The sequence below is a fragment of the Niveispirillum sp. BGYR6 genome, assembly GCF_027568365.1.
Classification (GTDB): domain Bacteria; phylum Pseudomonadota; class Alphaproteobacteria; order Azospirillales; family Azospirillaceae; genus Niveispirillum.
The window spans coordinates 45,498-61,653 of record NZ_JANLNL010000004.1; the positions used below are offsets into that span (position 1 = coordinate 45,498).

General features: G+C 65.5%; 17 protein-coding genes. 14 read left to right on the forward strand and 3 right to left on the reverse strand.

What is annotated here, in order from left to right; all coding sequences use genetic code 11:
* Nucleotides 1-22: 22 nt before the first annotated feature.
* Entirely contained in the window at nt 23-937 is a 915-nt protein-coding gene (gene folD / locus PCJ49_RS10720) for a bifunctional methylenetetrahydrofolate dehydrogenase/methenyltetrahydrofolate cyclohydrolase FolD (protein ID WP_269910927.1), read from the forward strand.
* Nucleotides 934-1,986 (forward strand): magnesium transporter CorA family protein, encoded by a 1,053-nt coding sequence (locus PCJ49_RS10725; protein ID WP_269910928.1) that lies wholly within the window; start codon nt 934-936, stop codon nt 1,984-1,986. Before folD ends, PCJ49_RS10725 begins: the two co-directional genes overlap by 4 nt.
* Nucleotides 1,987-2,001: 15 nt before the next feature.
* Here PCJ49_RS10725 and PCJ49_RS10730 read toward each other — a convergent pair whose 3' ends face one another.
* The 3 genes from PCJ49_RS10730 to PCJ49_RS10740 form a co-directional block, all read right to left on the reverse strand.
* The gene (locus tag PCJ49_RS10730) at nt 2,002-2,352 is read right to left on the reverse strand and encodes a type II toxin-antitoxin system HicB family antitoxin (protein WP_269910929.1); all 351 of its coding nucleotides are present in this window, start codon (nt 2,350-2,352) and stop codon (nt 2,002-2,004) included.
* Nucleotides 2,349-2,603, reverse strand: a complete 255-nt coding sequence (locus tag PCJ49_RS10735) for a type II toxin-antitoxin system HicA family toxin (RefSeq protein WP_269910930.1) — start codon at nt 2,601-2,603, stop codon at nt 2,349-2,351. Before PCJ49_RS10735 ends, PCJ49_RS10730 begins: the two co-directional genes overlap by 4 nt.
* An 89-nt stretch (nt 2,604-2,692) precedes the next feature.
* Nucleotides 2,693-3,589, reverse strand: coding sequence for a zinc-ribbon domain-containing protein (locus PCJ49_RS10740; RefSeq protein WP_269910931.1), 897 nt, complete (start codon nt 3,587-3,589; stop codon nt 2,693-2,695).
* Between the two features lie 204 nt (nt 3,590-3,793).
* On the opposite strand from PCJ49_RS10740, the gene PCJ49_RS10745 reads away from it, so the two are divergent.
* From PCJ49_RS10745 to mtgA, 12 genes are all read left to right on the forward strand, one after another.
* A complete protein-coding gene (locus tag PCJ49_RS10745; RefSeq protein WP_269910932.1) occupies nt 3,794-4,678 on the forward strand; it encodes a hypothetical protein in 885 nt (294 codons plus the stop codon).
* A complete protein-coding gene (locus PCJ49_RS10750) occupies nt 4,675-5,307 on the forward strand; it encodes a YdcF family protein (RefSeq protein WP_269910933.1) in 633 nt (210 codons plus the stop codon). The genes PCJ49_RS10745 and PCJ49_RS10750 overlap by 4 nt, the downstream gene beginning before the upstream one ends.
* A gap of 100 nt (nt 5,308-5,407) precedes the next feature.
* Nucleotides 5,408-6,169: a lysophospholipid acyltransferase family protein gene (locus PCJ49_RS10755; RefSeq protein ID WP_269910934.1), complete on the forward strand. Its 762-nt coding sequence runs from the start codon at nt 5,408-5,410 to the stop codon at nt 6,167-6,169.
* 132 nt (nt 6,170-6,301) lie between these two features.
* Complete coding sequence (locus PCJ49_RS10760; protein WP_269910935.1) at nt 6,302-6,922, forward strand: outer membrane beta-barrel protein; 621 nt, start codon at nt 6,302-6,304, stop codon at nt 6,920-6,922.
* A gap of 244 nt (nt 6,923-7,166) precedes the next feature.
* The gene (gene rimP, locus PCJ49_RS24760) at nt 7,167-7,922 is read left to right on the forward strand and encodes a ribosome maturation factor RimP (protein WP_089287714.1); all 756 of its coding nucleotides are present in this window, start codon (nt 7,167-7,169) and stop codon (nt 7,920-7,922) included.
* A gap of 37 nt (nt 7,923-7,959) precedes the next feature.
* Complete coding sequence (gene nusA, locus PCJ49_RS10770) at nt 7,960-9,456, forward strand: transcription termination factor NusA (protein ID WP_089287713.1); 1,497 nt, start codon at nt 7,960-7,962, stop codon at nt 9,454-9,456.
* A gap of 41 nt (nt 9,457-9,497) precedes the next feature.
* Nucleotides 9,498-10,241, forward strand: a complete 744-nt coding sequence (locus PCJ49_RS10775; protein WP_269910936.1) for an RNA-binding protein — start codon at nt 9,498-9,500, stop codon at nt 10,239-10,241.
* 47 nt (nt 10,242-10,288) lie between these two features.
* Nucleotides 10,289-13,084, forward strand: coding sequence for a translation initiation factor IF-2 (gene infB, locus PCJ49_RS10780; RefSeq protein WP_089287712.1), 2,796 nt, complete (start codon nt 10,289-10,291; stop codon nt 13,082-13,084).
* A gap of 136 nt (nt 13,085-13,220) precedes the next feature.
* Nucleotides 13,221-13,529 carry a hypothetical protein gene (locus PCJ49_RS10785; protein WP_269910937.1) on the forward strand — a complete coding sequence of 103 codons (309 nt, stop codon included), beginning with the start codon at nt 13,221-13,223 and terminating at the stop codon, nt 13,527-13,529.
* Nucleotides 13,529-13,903, forward strand: a complete 375-nt coding sequence (locus tag PCJ49_RS10790; RefSeq protein ID WP_269910938.1) for a type II toxin-antitoxin system VapC family toxin — start codon at nt 13,529-13,531, stop codon at nt 13,901-13,903. Before PCJ49_RS10785 ends, PCJ49_RS10790 begins: the two co-directional genes overlap by 1 nt.
* Nucleotides 13,904-13,988: 85 nt before the next feature.
* A complete protein-coding gene (locus PCJ49_RS10795) occupies nt 13,989-15,260 on the forward strand; it encodes a peptidoglycan-binding protein (protein ID WP_269910939.1) in 1,272 nt (423 codons plus the stop codon).
* An 87-nt stretch (nt 15,261-15,347) separates the two neighbouring features.
* The gene (mtgA, locus tag PCJ49_RS10800) at nt 15,348-16,064 is read left to right on the forward strand and encodes a monofunctional biosynthetic peptidoglycan transglycosylase (RefSeq protein ID WP_269910940.1); all 717 of its coding nucleotides are present in this window, start codon (nt 15,348-15,350) and stop codon (nt 16,062-16,064) included.
* Nucleotides 16,065-16,156: the final 92 nt, after the last annotated feature.

Genomic DNA, 16,156 nt, shown 5'->3' on the forward strand with positions numbered 1-16,156 from the left:
AGCGGATTTGGGGGATTTGGGAATGGCCGAGGCACGCATCATCGACGGCAAGGGCTTCGCGGCTGGCTTGCGCGCACGCATCGCCACGGCGGTGGAGGAATTGCGCACAGGTTACGCGCTGGTGCCCGGTCTGGCCGTGGTGCTGGTGGGTGAAGACCCGGCCAGCCAGATCTATGTCCGCAACAAGGGCGAACAGACGCGGGAAGCGGGGATGCATTCCGTCACCCACCGCCTGACCCCGGAAACCAGCCAGGAAGAATTGCTGCGGCTGGTCAACCAGCTGAACAATGATCCCTCCATCCACGGCATTCTGGTGCAGCTGCCGCTGCCCGCCCATATCGATACCCAGGCGGTGCTGGGCGCCATCGATCCGGCCAAGGATGTGGACGGGTTCCATGTGGTGAATACCGGGCGCCTGTCGGTCGGGCTGCCGGCCCTGGTGCCCTGCACGCCGCTGGGCTGCATGTTGCTGCTGAAGGATACGGTGCCCGATCTGCGCGGCATGAATGCCGTGGTGGTCGGCCGGTCCAACATTGTCGGCAAGCCGATGGCCCAGTTGCTGCTGGCGGCCGACTGCACCGTCACCATCGCCCATTCCCGCACCCGCGATCTGCCGGCGGTCTGCCGGGCGGCCGATATCCTGGTGGCCGCCGTGGGGCGGCCGGAAATGGTGAAGGGGGACTGGATCAAGCCGGGCGCCATCGTCATCGATGTCGGCATCAACCGGGTGCCAGCGCGCGACCCGGCGGCGGCCGCCGCCGGCAAGACGCGAGTCGTCGGCGATGTCGCCTATGCAGAGGCGGCTGCCGTGGCCGGGGCCATCACCCCGGTGCCGGGTGGGGTGGGGCCGATGACGATTGCCTGCCTGCTGGCCAATACCGTCACTGCCGCCTGCCGCAGCGCCGGTGTGCCGGTGCCGGCCGGGGTCGGCCTTTGATTACCGCCTACCTGCGCGATGGCGATCGTCTGCGGGGCCAGAGCCTGGCCCCGGACCAGCCGCTGCCGCCGGGAACCATCTGGCTGGACCTGCTCCGCCCGGAAGAGGCGGAGCGGCAGTTGATCTCCGCCCATCTGGGCGTGGACCTGCCGACCAAGGAAGATATGAGCGAGATTGAGGCATCTTCCCGACTCTATGTCGAGGGCGAGGCCTCCTTCCTCACCACCCCCGTCATCGCGCGGGGGGAGACGGGGCGGCTTGATCTGGGGCTGCTGACCTTTATCATCACGCCGACGGTGCTGATCACCGTGCGCCATACCGAACCGCTGTGGTTCGCCATCTTCGCTGCCCGCGCCATGCGCCATGCCGGCGTGGCCACCACCGCCATGGAGGCCTTTCTGGGCCTGCTGGAAGCGGTGGTGGATCGGGCGGCCGACGTGCTGGAGCGGGTGGCCGGCGATCTGGACCAATTGTCCCAGCGCGTCTTCGCCGATGCCACGGAGGTGGAAACCGGCCTGCTGGACGGGACCGGCAAGGGCATGGCCCGCCGCCGCACCGTGCGCAAGGAAACCGCCCGCCGCCGCAAGGCCCGGAATAACGGCATGACAGAGGTGATCACCGCCATCGGTCGCGCCGGCGACCTGACGCAGAAGGTACGGGACAGCCTGGCCGGGCTGGAACGGCTCTGCGCCTTTGCCGTCACCGTGGCGGGCCCGCGCCTGGGCAAGGATCAGCGGGTGCGGCTGAAAACCATCAGCCGCGACGTGCATTCGCTGGTGGAACATGCCGGCTTCCAGGCGATGCAGACCAATTTTCTGCTGGATGCCACGCTGGGCGTGATCAATATCCAGCAGACCAACATCATCAAGATTTTCTCGGTCGCCTCCGTCGCCTTCCTGCCGCCAACGCTGGTCGCCAGCATGTATGGCATGAATTTCAAGCTGATGCCGGAGCTGGACTGGGAATGGGGTTATCCCTTGGCCCTGGTGCTGATGCTGCTCTCGGCCATTGGCCCGCTCTGGTATTTCCGCCGGCGCGGCTGGCTGTAGCGGCTTGGCCGCCGATCAGGCTGCCTGGCCCTCGCGGTCCAGATATTGGCGCAACGCGTCGCTGACCAATGTGTTGAGATTGATGCCGCGACGCTTGGCATAGAGCATGGCCCGGCGATGCAGATCGCGGCCGGGCCGGACATTGAAGCTGCCTTTCAAGGGGATATCTGGCTGGCGGCCTTCGGCGGCGCAAAGTTCCAGGTAATCATCCACCGCCTCTTGGAAGGCTGCCTTCAGGCTTTTGGCGTCCGTTCCCTCATAGGTCACAAGATCGCGGATGAATTCCAGGCGGCCATGCAGGATCTCGTCCGCATCGCTATACTCGACCGAACCGAGATATCCTTTATATTCCAGCATATCGCTCATATCAGGCCCTCCGCGGTCAGCACCTGCAGCACCTCTTCGATCACATACATCTTGATGATGTTGCCTGGGTGCGGCTTGTGCAAGGCGATGATGGGGGCGGTGGCATGGACAAACCGTCGCCGGGAACCACCCGTCTTGCCGGTTGCCGCTTCGTGATAACCCAACCCTTCAAGCAGCCTGACCAACTCGTCCCACGTGAAGTCCTTCGGTCTGCTCTTGAGCCGGGCAATCAGCTTGTCGCGCCGTCCCATGCCGCCCACATCGCTTTTATCATCTGCTTAGAGACAATATGAGGAGCATTTGGGCACGCTGCAACCATATGCAGTCGCGTGTCCGCCCCTCAAGGCCCAGCCGCAGCTTCCGGTTCGATATAGCGGAAGCCGATATTCTTGGCCTGTCCGCCTTCGCGTTCCGGCACCCGCGACTCGAACTTGGTGGTCTGGTTGGGGAACAGGCGGCGCACCGGCGGCACGATGCGCCAGGCGAACAGCTCCTTGCCATCCTCCCCATAGGCGACGGCCTGGATGTCGGGCACGCTGCGCTGGGTGTCGGATTTGTTGGAAATCTCGCCGGCAACGAACAGCAGATTGATGCCTTCGACGTCGCGCACCTCCACCTTGGTGCGCTTGGGATCGCCCGGTTCGGACAGGCCGCTGCCGATCACCTCCGCCAGCCCCACCAGCTCATACAGCCGGAACGACGCGGGCCAGGCCTGCATCACCATGTCGCGCTGCAGCACGGCGCCACCAGCGACGCCCACCACCAGGGCGGTCACGCCGATCCAGGCGGCCAGTTCCTTGATCCGGCTTTTCCCCTTCTGCCCCGGCATGGCCGGCAGGTTGGACCCTTTGGGCAGGGGGCGGGGCTTCATTGGCCGGCTCAGCGGCGACGCCTCCTCCTCTTCCCGCTCTGCGGCGGCAAAATCGGGCTTGTCAAAGGCGCTGAAACCACCGCCATCGGCCGGCAGGTCGGGCGGATCGTCGAACAGGGAGGCGCTGGGCGTCTCCGGCGGCGGGGCGGCCGGCTTCTTGAAGACGGGCGGGGCGGCATTGCGCGCCGGTGGCCGTTCGCGCCCGGCCGGTTTGGCGGGCTTGGTCGGCGCCGGGGCCACCCCGTCAGCGGAGGGTTCGGCGAACCAGACATAGCCACATTGCCCGCATTTCACCCGCCGCCCCCGGCCAAGCAGACCCGCATCAAGCAGGAAACGTTTCGTGCAGGACGGGCAGGTCAGGATCATATGGGCGCTCGGGAGCCTCGGGGAATGTGACGGGCGTGACAGCGCCGTGTCGCACGGCGTCACCCCTTATATGAAGCGCCGATGGCTAACGCAAGGTCGCCACCTTCCAGCCCGGCCTTTACGAGCCCGCATCGGCCGTGCCATTCCTAGGGGCGGCCGGGTCTTTGCCGGCCGCAACCGCTTGAGCCTCCGCGAACGGGAACGATGAGCCGCAGCGCGCATTTCGACATTCCGCTGAAACAGGACGCCACCGGCCGCTTCCTGCCCTGGATCATTGCCCTGATGGTCTATCTGGCGGTGCTGGCCCTGGCGGCCTCCCTGGTGCTGTCCGGTCTGGCACAGCGCTGGGGCAATGACCTGTCCGGTAACCTGACCGTTCAGGTCAGCCCCGGCGGCAGCGACAGCCGGATGGAACTGGATGAACGGGTGCGCCGGGTGATGGATACCCTGTCCGGCAGCGCCTTCGTGGCCGATGCGCAGAAACTGGATGATGCCGCCGCCCGCGCCCTGGTGGAACCCTGGCTGGGCGATGGTGCCCTGCTGGCGGAACTGCCGGTGCCGGTGCTGATCGATGTCCGGTTGGCGCCGGGGGCGGCCCCGGACCAGCTGGCCGACCAGATTCGTGCTGTCGGCCCCGGCGTTACCGTGGAAGACCCGGCCCGCTGGCTGGGGGAACTGCGCCGAATCGCCCGCACGGTCCAGGGTCTGTCCGCCGCCATCATCCTGTTGATCGGCGGGGCGGCCGTCGCCTCCATCATCTTCGCCGCCAGCGCCGGATTCGCCGTGCATCGCGGGGAGGTGGAATTGCTGCATGTGATGGGCGCGTCGGACAGCTATGTCGCCAGCCAGTTCCAGCGCCATATCCTGCGCCAGGCCATTTTCGGCGGCGGCATCGGCTTTACCCTGTCGCTGCTGACCCTACTGGGCCTTCAGCAGGCCGGGCGCGGGCTGGATGTCGCCCTGCTGCCCAGTATGGCGCTGGTCCTGCGGGATTGGCTTTGGCTGCCGCTGGTCCCGCTGGCGGCCTGCTTCCTGGCGGCACTGACAGCGCGGCTGACGGTGATCCGTGCCCTGGAGCGGCTGCCGTGACGTTGCGGCTGTCGCTGCGGCGTGCCGTCCGGGCCAGCCTGTTGACCATCGGCGGCATTGCCGGCCTGTGGGCGGCGGGGCTGTTCGCCTTCGCCGCTTCCCTGCCACGCCATCCGCCGGCCGATGATATTGTCACCGACGGCATTGTCGTGCTGACCGGCGGCAGCGAGCGGCTGGAGGTGGGGTTCGACCTGCTGCGTGCCGGCAAGGCGCGGCGCCTGTTCATCAGCGGTGTCTATCGCGGGGTGGAGGTGCGGGAGCTGCTGGCCCTGGCCCAGCGCGAGGATGCGCGGGAGCTGGAATGCTGTGTCGAGCTGGGCTATGAGGCCGATGATACTGAGGGCAATGCGGTGGAAACGGCGCGCTGGGTGACGGCCCAGGGGCTGCGTTCCATCCGGGTGGTGACGTCCAATTACCATATGCCGCGCAGCCTGGTGGAATTCCGCCGCGCCCTGCCGGGGGTGGAGCTGGTGGCCCATCCGGTCGCCCCGGCCAAGGTGCGGCTGGATGGCTGGTGGGGCTGGCCGGGCACGGCCGAGCTGATCATCATGGAATATAATAAATATGTGCTGGCGGTGCTGCGCGCGGCAGTGACCAACCCCACGGTCCCGCTGGCGACATCTCCTTGACCTTCGCCCCTGCGGGTCCCGCCGGCTGGACACCCGCTGGACAAGGGGCGGGGGGATGGTTATTGCTGCGAACCGATATTCCCTCTTGGGTGTGGACCCCATGCTGTTTGTCCGGTCGCTGCTGTTCAACATCATCTTCTATCTGTTGACGACGCTCTGGTGCTTCGGCCTGCTCTGGACCCTGGTGGTGCCGCGCTGGGGCGTGGTGGGCGGCGTGCGCGCCTATATGCGTTCACTGGCCTTTTTCGAGCGGCTGATCATCGGCCTGCGGTACGAGGTCAAGGGGCTGGAAAATCTGCCCAAGGATCAGCCGGTGCTGATCGGTGCCAAGCACCAATCCATGTGGGAGACGATGAAGCTGCATCTGATCTTCCATGACCCGGCCATCGTGCTGAAGCATGAATTGCTCTATGTGCCGCTCTGGGGCTGGTATGCCGCCAAATCCAAGATGATCCCGGTGAAGCGCGGCAAGCGCGGTGCCGCCATCAAGTCCCTGGTGGAAGGGGCCAAGCAGATGAAGGCGATGGGGCGGGAGATCGTGATCTTCCCCCAGGGCACGCGGGTGGCCCCCGGCGTTTACGCGCCCTACAAGGTGGGAATCGCCATGCTGTATGAGGCGCTGGAGGTGCCGCTGGTGCCGATGGCGCTGAATTCCGGTGTCTTCTGGGGCCGCCACAGCTTCATCAAGCGGCCCGGTACCATCACCATCGAATTTCTGCCACCGATTCCCCCCGGCCTGCCCAAGGAAACCGCCCTGTTCGAACTGGAAGCAGTGCTGGAGGAGGCCAGCGACCGGCTGGTCACCGCCGTCGGCGGCCCCGCCACCCTGAACCCGGTGGCCGCCGGGCACCAGCGGAACTGAGCCGTTGCCGGGCTTTTTCCCAGAAGAAGGGGAACCGTGGCCAATGGACGCAGCGGCCCTTTCACCTGCCGACAAAACTGTGTATCTCCCGCCCTTGGGGCGACGTGGTTTTGTCTTCAAGGAAATCCAGAGATGAAGAAAATGCTTGCCGGTCTCGCCTTGGCGGTGACTGCTTTTACCGCTGTCGGTGCGGCCCATGCCGCCGACAGCGTCTTGCCGGATAATGTCTATGTCGCGGCTTCCGTCGGTCTCCATGCCGGCAACGACATGGACCGCTCCACCATCGTTTCCCGCGTGCGCGATTGGGAACGTAACAAGGGCTATAATGGCAGCTTGGCACTGGGCTATCGCTGGGATGATTTCCGGTTTGAGCTGGAGGGTTCCTATGGCCAGCTGGCCGAGGTGAAGGGCACTGTGCCCGCTTCCGTCACCGTGCCGGCCGGCTACCGCCTGCCGGGCAAGGTCACCATGATGACCGCCACGGTCGGCGCCTATTACGACTGGCATGTCACCGATCTCTACCAGCCCTATGTCGGGCTGGGCCTGGGTGCTGCGCATGTGCGCAATAAATCCAACGCCCTGCTGGTGGATACCGGCACCAGCCCCGCCGGCTTCCTGGAAACTGGTTTGAATATGCGTCTGGCCGACGGCGTAACCGTCGCCCCGGCCTATCGTTATCTGCGTGTGCGTGGCGATGATCACCCCGATCTGGCCACCCATATCGTCAAGGTCGGGCTGCGCGTCAGCTTCTGATACCGTCACGGGGGGCCGCCATGCGTGCCCCCCGTGGATGTTTGGGCTTCCCTCCGGCATCGAACCGGTCTATATATCGATCATCTTAATCCCATACGGACACCGGCCGGCGGGCAACGCTGGCGGGGTGCTCTGCTTTGCGGGTGGGCCTTTGGCCCGCCTTTTTGTTTATCTGGACCTCTTTTTCCCGATCGGCCGTGTGGCCAGGGAAAAAGGGTGGGTTTGACGGTGAGTTGGAAGAATCATGGACGTGCTGGCGCGCATTACCGACATCATTGGCCCCTCGATGGAAGATATGGGCTATGAGATCGTGCGTTTGCAGCTTTCCGGCGGTCAACGCCCGACCCTGCAGATCATGGCCGACCGCGCCGATGGCGGCGCGATGACGGTGGATGACTGCGCCGATATCTCCAACGCTGTTTCCGCCCTGCTGGACGTGGAAGACCCGATCAGCAGCGCCTATAATCTGGAGGTCAGCAGCCCCGGCATCGACCGGCCGCTGACCCGCCTGAAGGATTTTGAACGGTTCAAGGGCTTTGAAGCCCGGATCGAAACGGAAATCCCGCTGGATGGGCGCAAGCGCTTCCGTGGGGTTCTTTATGGTGTGGAGGGCGAGTCGGTATTGATCGCGCTCGACGCCAAGTCGGCCCAGGCCCCCAAGCGCAAGCCGGGTGCCAAGGTTTCCGCCAAGGCCAAGGCCGAGGCGGAAGCCGCCGCCGCTGCGGCAGCCGGTATGATCGAGGTGGCGGAAATCCCCTTCGAACATATCGCCCGCGCCAAGCTGGAAATGACGGACGAACTGCTGGCCGCTGCGGCGGCGGAGCAGGGTCTGGCGGCCGGCGTGGAAGGCGGGGCCATGGATGTGGACGACGATGCCCGCACCGTGAAGCGTCCCAAGGGCCCCAAGGGGCCGGGTCGTTTCTCTGGCAAGGCGGGTGCCGCCGCAGAGGACAGCGCAACCACCGAGGTTCAATCCCCCGCCAAACCGGCGCAGGATTGAGCGGACGTTTCAGGAATAGAAGGCAGGGTTCGCCAGGATGGAACTGCTTCAGGTAGCCGACGCGGTCGCCCGCGAGAAGAATATCGACAAGGAGCATGTGCTCGAAGCCATGGAGGAGGCCATCAAGAAGGCTGGCCGCTCCAAATACGGGCACGAGCATGACATCCGCGCCCGCATCGACCGTCGCACGGGCGATATCCAGCTGACCCGCCACATGGAAGTGGTGGAAGTGGTTGAGAACGAGGCGACGCAGATCGATCTGGCCAAGGCCCGCCGCAAGAAGGCGAATGCGGCCTATGGCGATTTCATCGTCGATCCGCTGCCGCCCATCGATTTCGGCCGCATCGCCGCACAGACCGCCAAGCAGGTGATCGTGCAGAAGGTGCGCGAGGCCGAGCGTGATCGTCAGTATAATGAATATATCGACCGCAAGGGCGAGATCGTGAACGGTCTGGTCAAGCGCGTCGAATATGGCAATGTCACTGTGGATATGGGCCGCGCCGAAGCGATCCTGCGCCGCGATGAATGCCTGCCGCGTGAGCATTTCAAGACCGGCGACCGCGTCCGCGCCTACATCTATGATGTGCGCAAGGAACAACGCGGCCCGCAGATCTTCCTGTCGCGTACCCATCCGATGTTCATGGCCGGCCTGTTCAAGGCCGAAGTGCCGGAAATCTATGATGGCATCATTGAGATCAAGGCCGTGGCCCGCGATCCGGGTTCCCGCGCCAAGATCGCCGTGATCTCCAAGGACAGCTCCATCGATCCGGTGGGTGCCTGCGTCGGTATGCGCGGTTCCCGCGTGCAGGCCGTGGTGGGCGAGCTGCAGGGCGAGAAGATCGACATCATTCCCTGGAAGCCCGATCCGGCCACCTTCGTCGTCAATGCCCTGGCCCCGGCGGAAGTCGCCAAGGTCGTGCTGGACGAAGAGAATGGCAAGATCGAGGTGGTCGTGCCCGACGACCAGCTGTCGCTGGCCATCGGCCGCCGGGGTCAGAATGTGCGTCTGGCCAGCCAGTTGACCGGCTGGACCATCGACATCATGACCGAGGCGGAAGAGCGGGAGCGCCGTCAGGCCGAATTCAGCAGCCGCAGCGCCCTGTTCATGGAAGCGCTGGACGTGGACGACATGATCGCCCATCTGCTGGTGAATGAAGGCTTTGCCTCCGTGGAGGAAATCGCCTTTGTCGACCTGAACGAGCTGACCGGCATCGAAGCGTTCGACGAAGATGTCGCCGCCGAGCTGCAGGAACGCGCGCAGAATTATCTGGCTCAGCAGAACGAGATCCTGGACGGCAAGCGCCGTGAAATGGGTGTCGAGGATGATGTCGCCGCCATCGAGGCGCTGACCCCGTCCATGCTGGTCAAGCTGGGTGAGAAGGGCGTGAAGACGCTGGACGATCTGGCCGATCTGGCCGGTGACGAGCTGATCGATATTGTCGGCAAGGATGCAATGACGCTGGACGAGGCCAATGAGGTGATCATGGCTGCCCGCGCCCATTGGTTCGCCGATGAGGAAAGCTCGGAGGCCTGATCCCTTGCGGATCAGGCTGACGGGCAGGGGAGTTCTGGGTAATGGATGCCGCTGACAACATGACCGACCAGGCCGGTGACGGCACAGGTCCGGTGACGGTGGCACCCACGCCCGCCTATCCGCCAGAGCTGGATGCCGAGGCGCAGGCGGACGAGCCGGAAAATGTGGCGGGGCGTAAAAGCCCGCTGCGGCGTTGCGTGGCCACGGGCCGTGTGGGGGACAAGGCGGGCATGATCCGTTTTGTTGTCTCCCCGGACGGTGTACTGGTCCCCGACGTGGACGAAACCCTGCCCGGGCGTGGGCTGTGGTTGACGGCGGATGCCAAGCTGGTTGAAAAGGCCCTGACCAAGGGCCTGTTCGCCAAGGCGGCCCGCCGGGCCGTCAAACCGGTTCCCGATCTGCCGGCACTGCTGTGCCGGCTGGTCCGGCGCCGGGCGCTCGGTCTGGTCGGTCTTGCCCGCAAGGGCGGGGGCGCCCTGGCGGGGTTTGAAAAGGTACAGGCTGCATTGCGCTCCGGTTGTATCGGCCGGTCGGGCGGTGCGGGCCAAAAGAGTGTAGGATTGTGGTTTGAGGCGAGCGACGGGTCCGATGATGGTCGGACCAAGCTGTTCGCCTTGGCGCAGGCGCTGGGGGTGCCGCTGGTCGATGTTTTCGACCGGTCGGAACTGGGGGCGGCCTTGGGCCGGGACGAGGCGGTGCATGTGGTGCTGGCGGCAGGGCCGTTGGCAAAGCAGATCCGTCGTGAGGTGGAACGGCTCTCCGCACTCGGCGGAGCAGGCTCCTGAAGGTTTGGGGCCTGATTAGGGATCAACGGCTTACTGTCGGATTAGGGATGAGCGATACCAACGACCAGAACCGCGACAAGAAAGTACTCAGCCTGTCCGGTCGCGGCACGCTTGGGCTGGGTGGGGGCAACAAGCCGAAGGCGGCGAACAATGCCCCCGCCGCACAACAGCCCGCTGGCGGTGCTGCAGGCACCGTGCGCCAGAGCTTTTCGCACGGACGTGGCAAGGAAGTGGCGGTCGAGGTCAAGCGAAAGAAGACCTTCGAAAAGGGCGCCGTTCCCGGCGTGGCCGATGGCGGCGCTGCTGCCCGTCGCGCCGCTGAAGGGGCGGGTGGTGGCCGTGGACCGGCTGCCCGCAGCAATGGCCCGCGCGTTCTCAGCGATGCCGAGCGTGAAGCCCGTCAGCGCGCCTTGCGCGCCGCAGCGGTAGAGGCGGAAAACGCCGCTGCCGAGGCAGCCGCCCGCGCTATTGCCGAGGCAGAAGCCAAGGTTGCCGCCGAGAAGGCTGCCGCCGAAGCCGCCGCCCGCGCTGCGGAAGAGGAAGCGGCCCGCGCTCGCGAGCCGCTGGACGAGGAAACCGTCCGCCGCCGTGAGCTGGAAGAGCTGCGCGCCATCCAGGCGGCCGAGAAGGCCGCCGTCGACGAAGCCGAGCGCAAGCGCAAGGAAGCCGAGGATGCCCGCAAGGCGGAAGAGGCCCGCAAGGCCGAATCCCGTCCGCGTCCGGCTGCCGCCGCTGGTGATGATGATCGTGCCCGTCCGGCGTCGGCCCGTCCGGCGTCTGGTGATGCGACCCGTCCGGCTGTCGCCGCCCGTCCGGGTGTCGCCACGCCGCCGGCCGATTTTGAGGATGAGGACAGCCCGCGCCGCAAGGTCGCCGGCCCCGGCAAGGCGGCTCCCGCCAAGGTGCCGGCAGCCCCCACCAAGGCCAAGGGTGATGACAAGCGGCGCGGTGGCAAGATGACCATCTCGCAGGCCTTGTCTGATGATGATGGTAGCCGCCGTGGTCGTTCCATGGCCGCTGCCAAGCGGGCACGTGAACGCGAACGTATGCGGCTGTTCGGCCGTCAGGAGACGCAGAAGGTGACCCGCGACGTGACGATCCCGGAGGTCATCACGGTCGGCGACCTTGCCAACCGTATGGCCGAACGTGGCGCCGACGTGGTGAAGGCCCTGATGCGTATGGGCGTGATGGCCACCATCACCCAGACCATTGATGCTGATACTGCCGAGCTGGTGGTGCAGGAACTGGGTCACCGCCCGTTCCGCGTCTCCGAAAGCGACGTGGAAATCGGTGTGAAGGGCGAACAGGACCGGGTGGAAGACCTGCGGTCCCGTGCGCCGGTCGTCACCGTCATGGGTCACGTCGACCATGGCAAGACCTCGCTGCTGGACGCGCTGCGCCGTACCGACGTGGCAGCCCGCGAGGCCGGTGGTATCACCCAGCATATCGGCGCCTATCAGGTGGTGCTGAAGTCGGGTGCGAAGATCACCTTCATCGATACGCCGGGTCACGCCGCCTTTACGGAAATGCGTGCCCGTGGCGCCAATGTCACCGACGTGGTGGTGCTGGTGGTGGCGGCCGATGACGGTGTGATGCCGCAGACGATCGAGGCGATCAACCACGCCAAGGCCGCCGGTGTGCCGATCATCGTCGCCATCAACAAGTGCGATCTGCCGTCCGCCAAGCCGGATCGCGTCCGCCAGGAACTGCTCCAGCATGAGCTGGTGGTGGAAGGCATGGGCGGCGACATCCTGGATGTGGAAGTGTCGGCCAAGGCCGGCCTGAACCTGGACAAGCTGGAAGAAGCCATCCTGCTGCAGGCCGAAATCCTGGAGCTGAAGGCCAACCCGAACCGCACCGCCGAAGGCGTGGTGGTGGAAGCGAAGCTGGACAAGGGCCGTGGCCCGGTGGCCACCGTGCTGGTGAAGCGCGGTACGCTGAAGGTGGGCGACATTGTCGTCGCCGGCAGCGAATGGGGCCGCGTGCGCGCCCTGGTCAACGACCGTGGCAGCAATGTGCCGGAAGCCGATCCTGCCACCCCGGTGGAGGTGCTGGGTCTGGGCGGCGTGCCGCTGGCGGGTGAGGAAATGGCGGTGGTGGATAGCGAGGCCCGTGCCCGCGAAATCACCGAATACCGTGCCCGCAAGAAGCGCGAAGCCGAGTCGGCCAAGTCCGGTCGCGGCAGCCTTGAGCAGATGTTCAAGCAGATCCAGGCCGGCGAGGCCAAGGAACTGCCCATCGTCATCAAGGGCGACGTGCAGGGTTCGGTGGAAGCCATCTCCGGTGCCCTGGAGAAGCTCACCGCCGAGAATACCGAGGTCAAGGTGCGGGTGCTGTCGTCCGGTGTGGGCGCCATCACCGAAAGCGACATCACGCTGGCCAATGCGTCCAAGGGTCTGGTTGTGGGCTTCAATGTCCGCGCCAATCCGCAGGCACGCGACATGGCCAAGCGCGATGGCGTGGAAATCCGCTACTACTCCATCATCTATGACATCATTGATGATGTCCGTCAGATGCTGACCGGCATGTTGGCGCCGACGCTGAAGGAACGTTTCCTCGGCAATGCGCAGATCCTGCAGGTGTTCAACATCACCAAGGTCGGCAAGGTCGCGGGTTGCCGCGTGTCCGAAGGTACCGTGAAGCGCGGTGCCAAGGTCCGCCTGCTGCGCGACAATGTGGTGATCCACGAAGGCACGCTGAAGACCCTGAAGCGCATGAAGGACGAAGTCCGCGAAGTGCGCGAAGGGTTCGAATGCGGTATGGCCTTCGAGAATTACGACGATATCCGCGAAGGCGACATCATCGAAGCCTTCGAGATGGAGGAAATCGCCCGCGTCCTGTAACGGGCGTGGGGGATCATCCCCCTGGTATCTGGAAATGGAGCCGGCCGGCCTTGCGGGAAACCGTAAGGCCGGCCGGTTTCGTTTTGGGGTGGGCGATGACTTACGTTATGCTGAACCCGAAAAAAGGGGATGCAACATGCCCGGGCATATCGACCTGAACGACGCCAACGCCAGTCATACCCTGCGTGCCCTGGAAGACCAGCTGTCCCAGGGGCATGAGGTGTTTTTGACCCGTGATGGCGCGGTGGTCGCACGGGTGGTGCCGTTGACACCCGGCCCGGTTGCCGTCTTGCCCGGTTCCCGTCGCGGACTTGCCGGGCTTTACGCGGGACGCATCCATGTAAGCGATGATGCTTTCACCCCGGATGAGGGTGAGGTTGCTTCGTTTTACGAGGATAATCTTGTGCCGGATGGCACCTTGAAGCGTCCGAAGAACGATCATTAATGCACTTGCTTCTGGATACCCACACCGTCATCTGGCTGTTGGCATGGCCGGAAAAAGTGTCGCCGCTAGCTCTTGCGGCGATAGAGGATAGACGGAATAGCCTGTGGGTCAGCATGGCATCGGTCTGGGAAGCCGAAATCAAGCAGGCGACGGGGAAACTCCATCTCCCGTCCGATATCTGGGATGAGCTTTCGATGAAGGACATCCAGTTCTTGCCGATCGAGCGGCTTCATTGCCAGATGCTTGCCAAATTGCCCTTTCATCACCGCGACCCATTTGACCGGATGCTGGTTGCTCAGGCGCTTTGCCAGTCTCTTGTCCTGGTTTCCGCCGATGCTGCCCTGCTGCCTTATCCCGCCCCCATCCTCTGGTAACCATCCCTGGCTTCCCTGCTGGTTTACCCTGGCTTTCATGCTAGTCTGAGGGACTACCCCGAAGGTTTGGTTGGAGGCCCCGGCGATGCGCCGGCAGCGAAATTTGTCCTTTGTTGCGGCCTGTGCGCCGCTGTTCCGTGCCCCTGTCCGTTTGATCCGCCCGGCCTTGCCTGTGCTGTTGACGCTGGGACTGTTGCTACCGGGGCCGCAGGCGCTGGCAGAGGTGACCAAGCCCACGGTGAAGAAACCGGCTGTCACCAAGCCGGCCCCGGCGAAAAAACCCGTTACCGCCAAGCCCGCAGCGCCGGCCCATAGCGGCAAGGCGCCCGCTGGCAGGGCGCACAATGTCGCCAAACCGCAACCCGTGAAGGCAGCTACCGCCAAGGAGCAGACGCGCCGTCACCGGGTTGCCAAGCCAGTGGTGGCGGGCGTGACGGCGGCCGGTGTCACCGCCCTGGCCCTGGGCACGGCCCCCGCGCCGGCGCTGCCGTCCAAGGCCGATCCGGCCCTGCGTAACCTGGAAGCCGATGCCAAACAGGGCAATGTGGAAGCGCAGATGGCGCTGGCCGAGCATTTTGCCTCCGGCACGCCGCCCGATGCGGCGGATATGCGCCGTGCCGTCTATTGGTACGGGCAGGCGGCGGCCAAGGGCGATGCCGATGCCTGCTGGACCCTGGCGGAACTGTTCCGTGGCGATCTGGGCTTGGCCCCCGATCTGGAACAGGCCGCCAACTGGTATCGCAAGGCGGCGGAGATGGGCCATGCGGAGGCCGCGTTCGATCTGGGCCTGCTCTATATGGATGGCTATGGGCTGGAACGCGACCCGGCCCAGGCGGCCCGCTGGTTTGAACAGGCGGCCGATGCCGGCATTGCACGGGCGCATTACATGCTGGGGGCCTTGTTCGAACAGGGGGTGGATGGCGCGCCCGACCGGGAGGCGGCGGCCGGCTGGTATGCCCGCGCGGCAGAAACCGGTGATGTCAATGCCCGCGCCGCCCTGGCCCGGCTGGCGGCCGGGCAGGATAATGTGGCGCTGGCCGATGGCCCGCCGCCCGGCATGATGGGCGGGCCCCCGGGTGGTGCGGCGGCCCGCCCGGTGGCCGTCAGCCATGCCGGGGCGGCGGGGGGCCAGATCGCCGCTGGTGCCGCCACGGGCGCCCGCCCGGTGGCGGTGGATCAGGCCGGGGTGAAGGAAATTCAGACCCGTCTGGTCAAACTGGGCTATCACAAGGGCAAGCCCGATGGTTTTCTGGGCAAGCGCACAGTGGCGGCCATCCGCACCTATCAACAGAAGGTGGGGATGAAGGTGGATGGCAAGGCCAGCCAAGCCCTGCTGGAACGGCTGCGCCGGGGCTGATCCCCCCCCGCCGCCATGCAACCAATCCCGGCCCCCGCCGTTGCCGGGGGGCCGGCGATGGGGCCTTCAGGATGGAGCGGTGTGGGCATGGCGGTTTGGCGTGGGGCGGGCAAGGGCAAGGCGGGGCGCTGGCTGCGCCTTGCCGCCTATGGCGTGGCGGGGTTTGTCGCGGCTTCTCTTCTCTGGGTGCTGGCCTATGCTGTGCTGCCGGTGCCGGGCACGCCGCTGATGCTGATCCGCGCGGTGGAAAGCGGCGGCGGCTGGCAGAAACAATGGCAACCGCTGTCCCGCCTATCGCCGCATCTCGCCCGCGCCGTCATCGCGGCGGAGGATAGCCGGTTCTGCCAGCATGGTGGGGTGGATTGGGATGCGGTGGAACAGGCGCTGGAACGCAATGAACAGGGCGGCCGTGCCATGCGCGGCGGCAGCACCATCAGCCAGCAGGTGGCAAAAAACGCCTTTCTCTGGCCCGACCGGTCCTGGCTGCGCAAGGGGGTGGAGCTGTGGTTCACCGGGCTGGTGGAAACCTTCTGGTCCAAGCGCCGCATCATGGAAGTCTATCTGAACATTGTGGAATGGGCGCCGGGCGTCTATGGCGCCGAAGCGGCGGCCCGCCACTGGTTCGGCAAGGGGGCCGCTGACCTTTCCCCCCGCGAAGCCGCCCTGCTGGCCGCCATCCTGCCCAGCCCGCGCCAATGGAAAGCCAACCCGCCCGGCCGCTATGTCGCTGCCCGCGCCGGCATCCTGCAACGCCGCATGGAGATTGTCCGTCGCGACGGGCTGGATGATTGCGTGGGGCGGTGAGGCCCCGCTTGTTGATAAAGCCCAACCCCTTCCCCGACAGGTTTCAGGCGACAGGGGCGGGCGAAGCGCTTAGCATGGGGGATGGGTTGGGC

Bases quoted from the DNA above. Each gene is read 5' to 3' on its own strand.
- folD (WP_269910927.1), top strand. From the start codon at position 23: ATGGCCGAGGCACGCATCATCGACGGCAAGGGCTTCGCGGCTGGCTTG.
- PCJ49_RS10730 (WP_269910929.1), bottom strand. From the start codon at position 2,352: ATGAGCGATATGCTGGAATATAAAGGATATCTCGGTTCGGTCGAGTAT.
- PCJ49_RS10735 (WP_269910930.1), bottom strand. From the start codon at position 2,603: ATGGGACGGCGCGACAAGCTGATTGCCCGGCTCAAGAGCAGACCGAAG.
- PCJ49_RS10740 (WP_269910931.1), bottom strand. From the start codon at position 3,589: ATGATCCTGACCTGCCCGTCCTGCACGAAACGTTTCCTGCTTGATGCG.
- PCJ49_RS10745 (WP_269910932.1), top strand. From the start codon at position 3,794: ATGAGCCGCAGCGCGCATTTCGACATTCCGCTGAAACAGGACGCCACC.
- PCJ49_RS10755 (WP_269910934.1), top strand. From the start codon at position 5,408: ATGCTGTTTGTCCGGTCGCTGCTGTTCAACATCATCTTCTATCTGTTG.
- PCJ49_RS10760 (WP_269910935.1), top strand. From the start codon at position 6,302: ATGAAGAAAATGCTTGCCGGTCTCGCCTTGGCGGTGACTGCTTTTACC.
- rimP (WP_089287714.1), top strand. From the start codon at position 7,167: ATGGACGTGCTGGCGCGCATTACCGACATCATTGGCCCCTCGATGGAA.
- nusA (WP_089287713.1), top strand. From the start codon at position 7,960: ATGGAACTGCTTCAGGTAGCCGACGCGGTCGCCCGCGAGAAGAATATC.
- PCJ49_RS10775 (WP_269910936.1), top strand. From the start codon at position 9,498: ATGGATGCCGCTGACAACATGACCGACCAGGCCGGTGACGGCACAGGT.
- infB (WP_089287712.1), top strand. From the start codon at position 10,289: ATGAGCGATACCAACGACCAGAACCGCGACAAGAAAGTACTCAGCCTG.
- PCJ49_RS10785 (WP_269910937.1), top strand. From the start codon at position 13,221: ATGCCCGGGCATATCGACCTGAACGACGCCAACGCCAGTCATACCCTG.
- PCJ49_RS10790 (WP_269910938.1), top strand. From the start codon at position 13,529: ATGCACTTGCTTCTGGATACCCACACCGTCATCTGGCTGTTGGCATGG.
- PCJ49_RS10795 (WP_269910939.1), top strand. From the start codon at position 13,989: ATGCGCCGGCAGCGAAATTTGTCCTTTGTTGCGGCCTGTGCGCCGCTG.
- mtgA (WP_269910940.1), top strand. From the start codon at position 15,348: ATGGCGGTTTGGCGTGGGGCGGGCAAGGGCAAGGCGGGGCGCTGGCTG.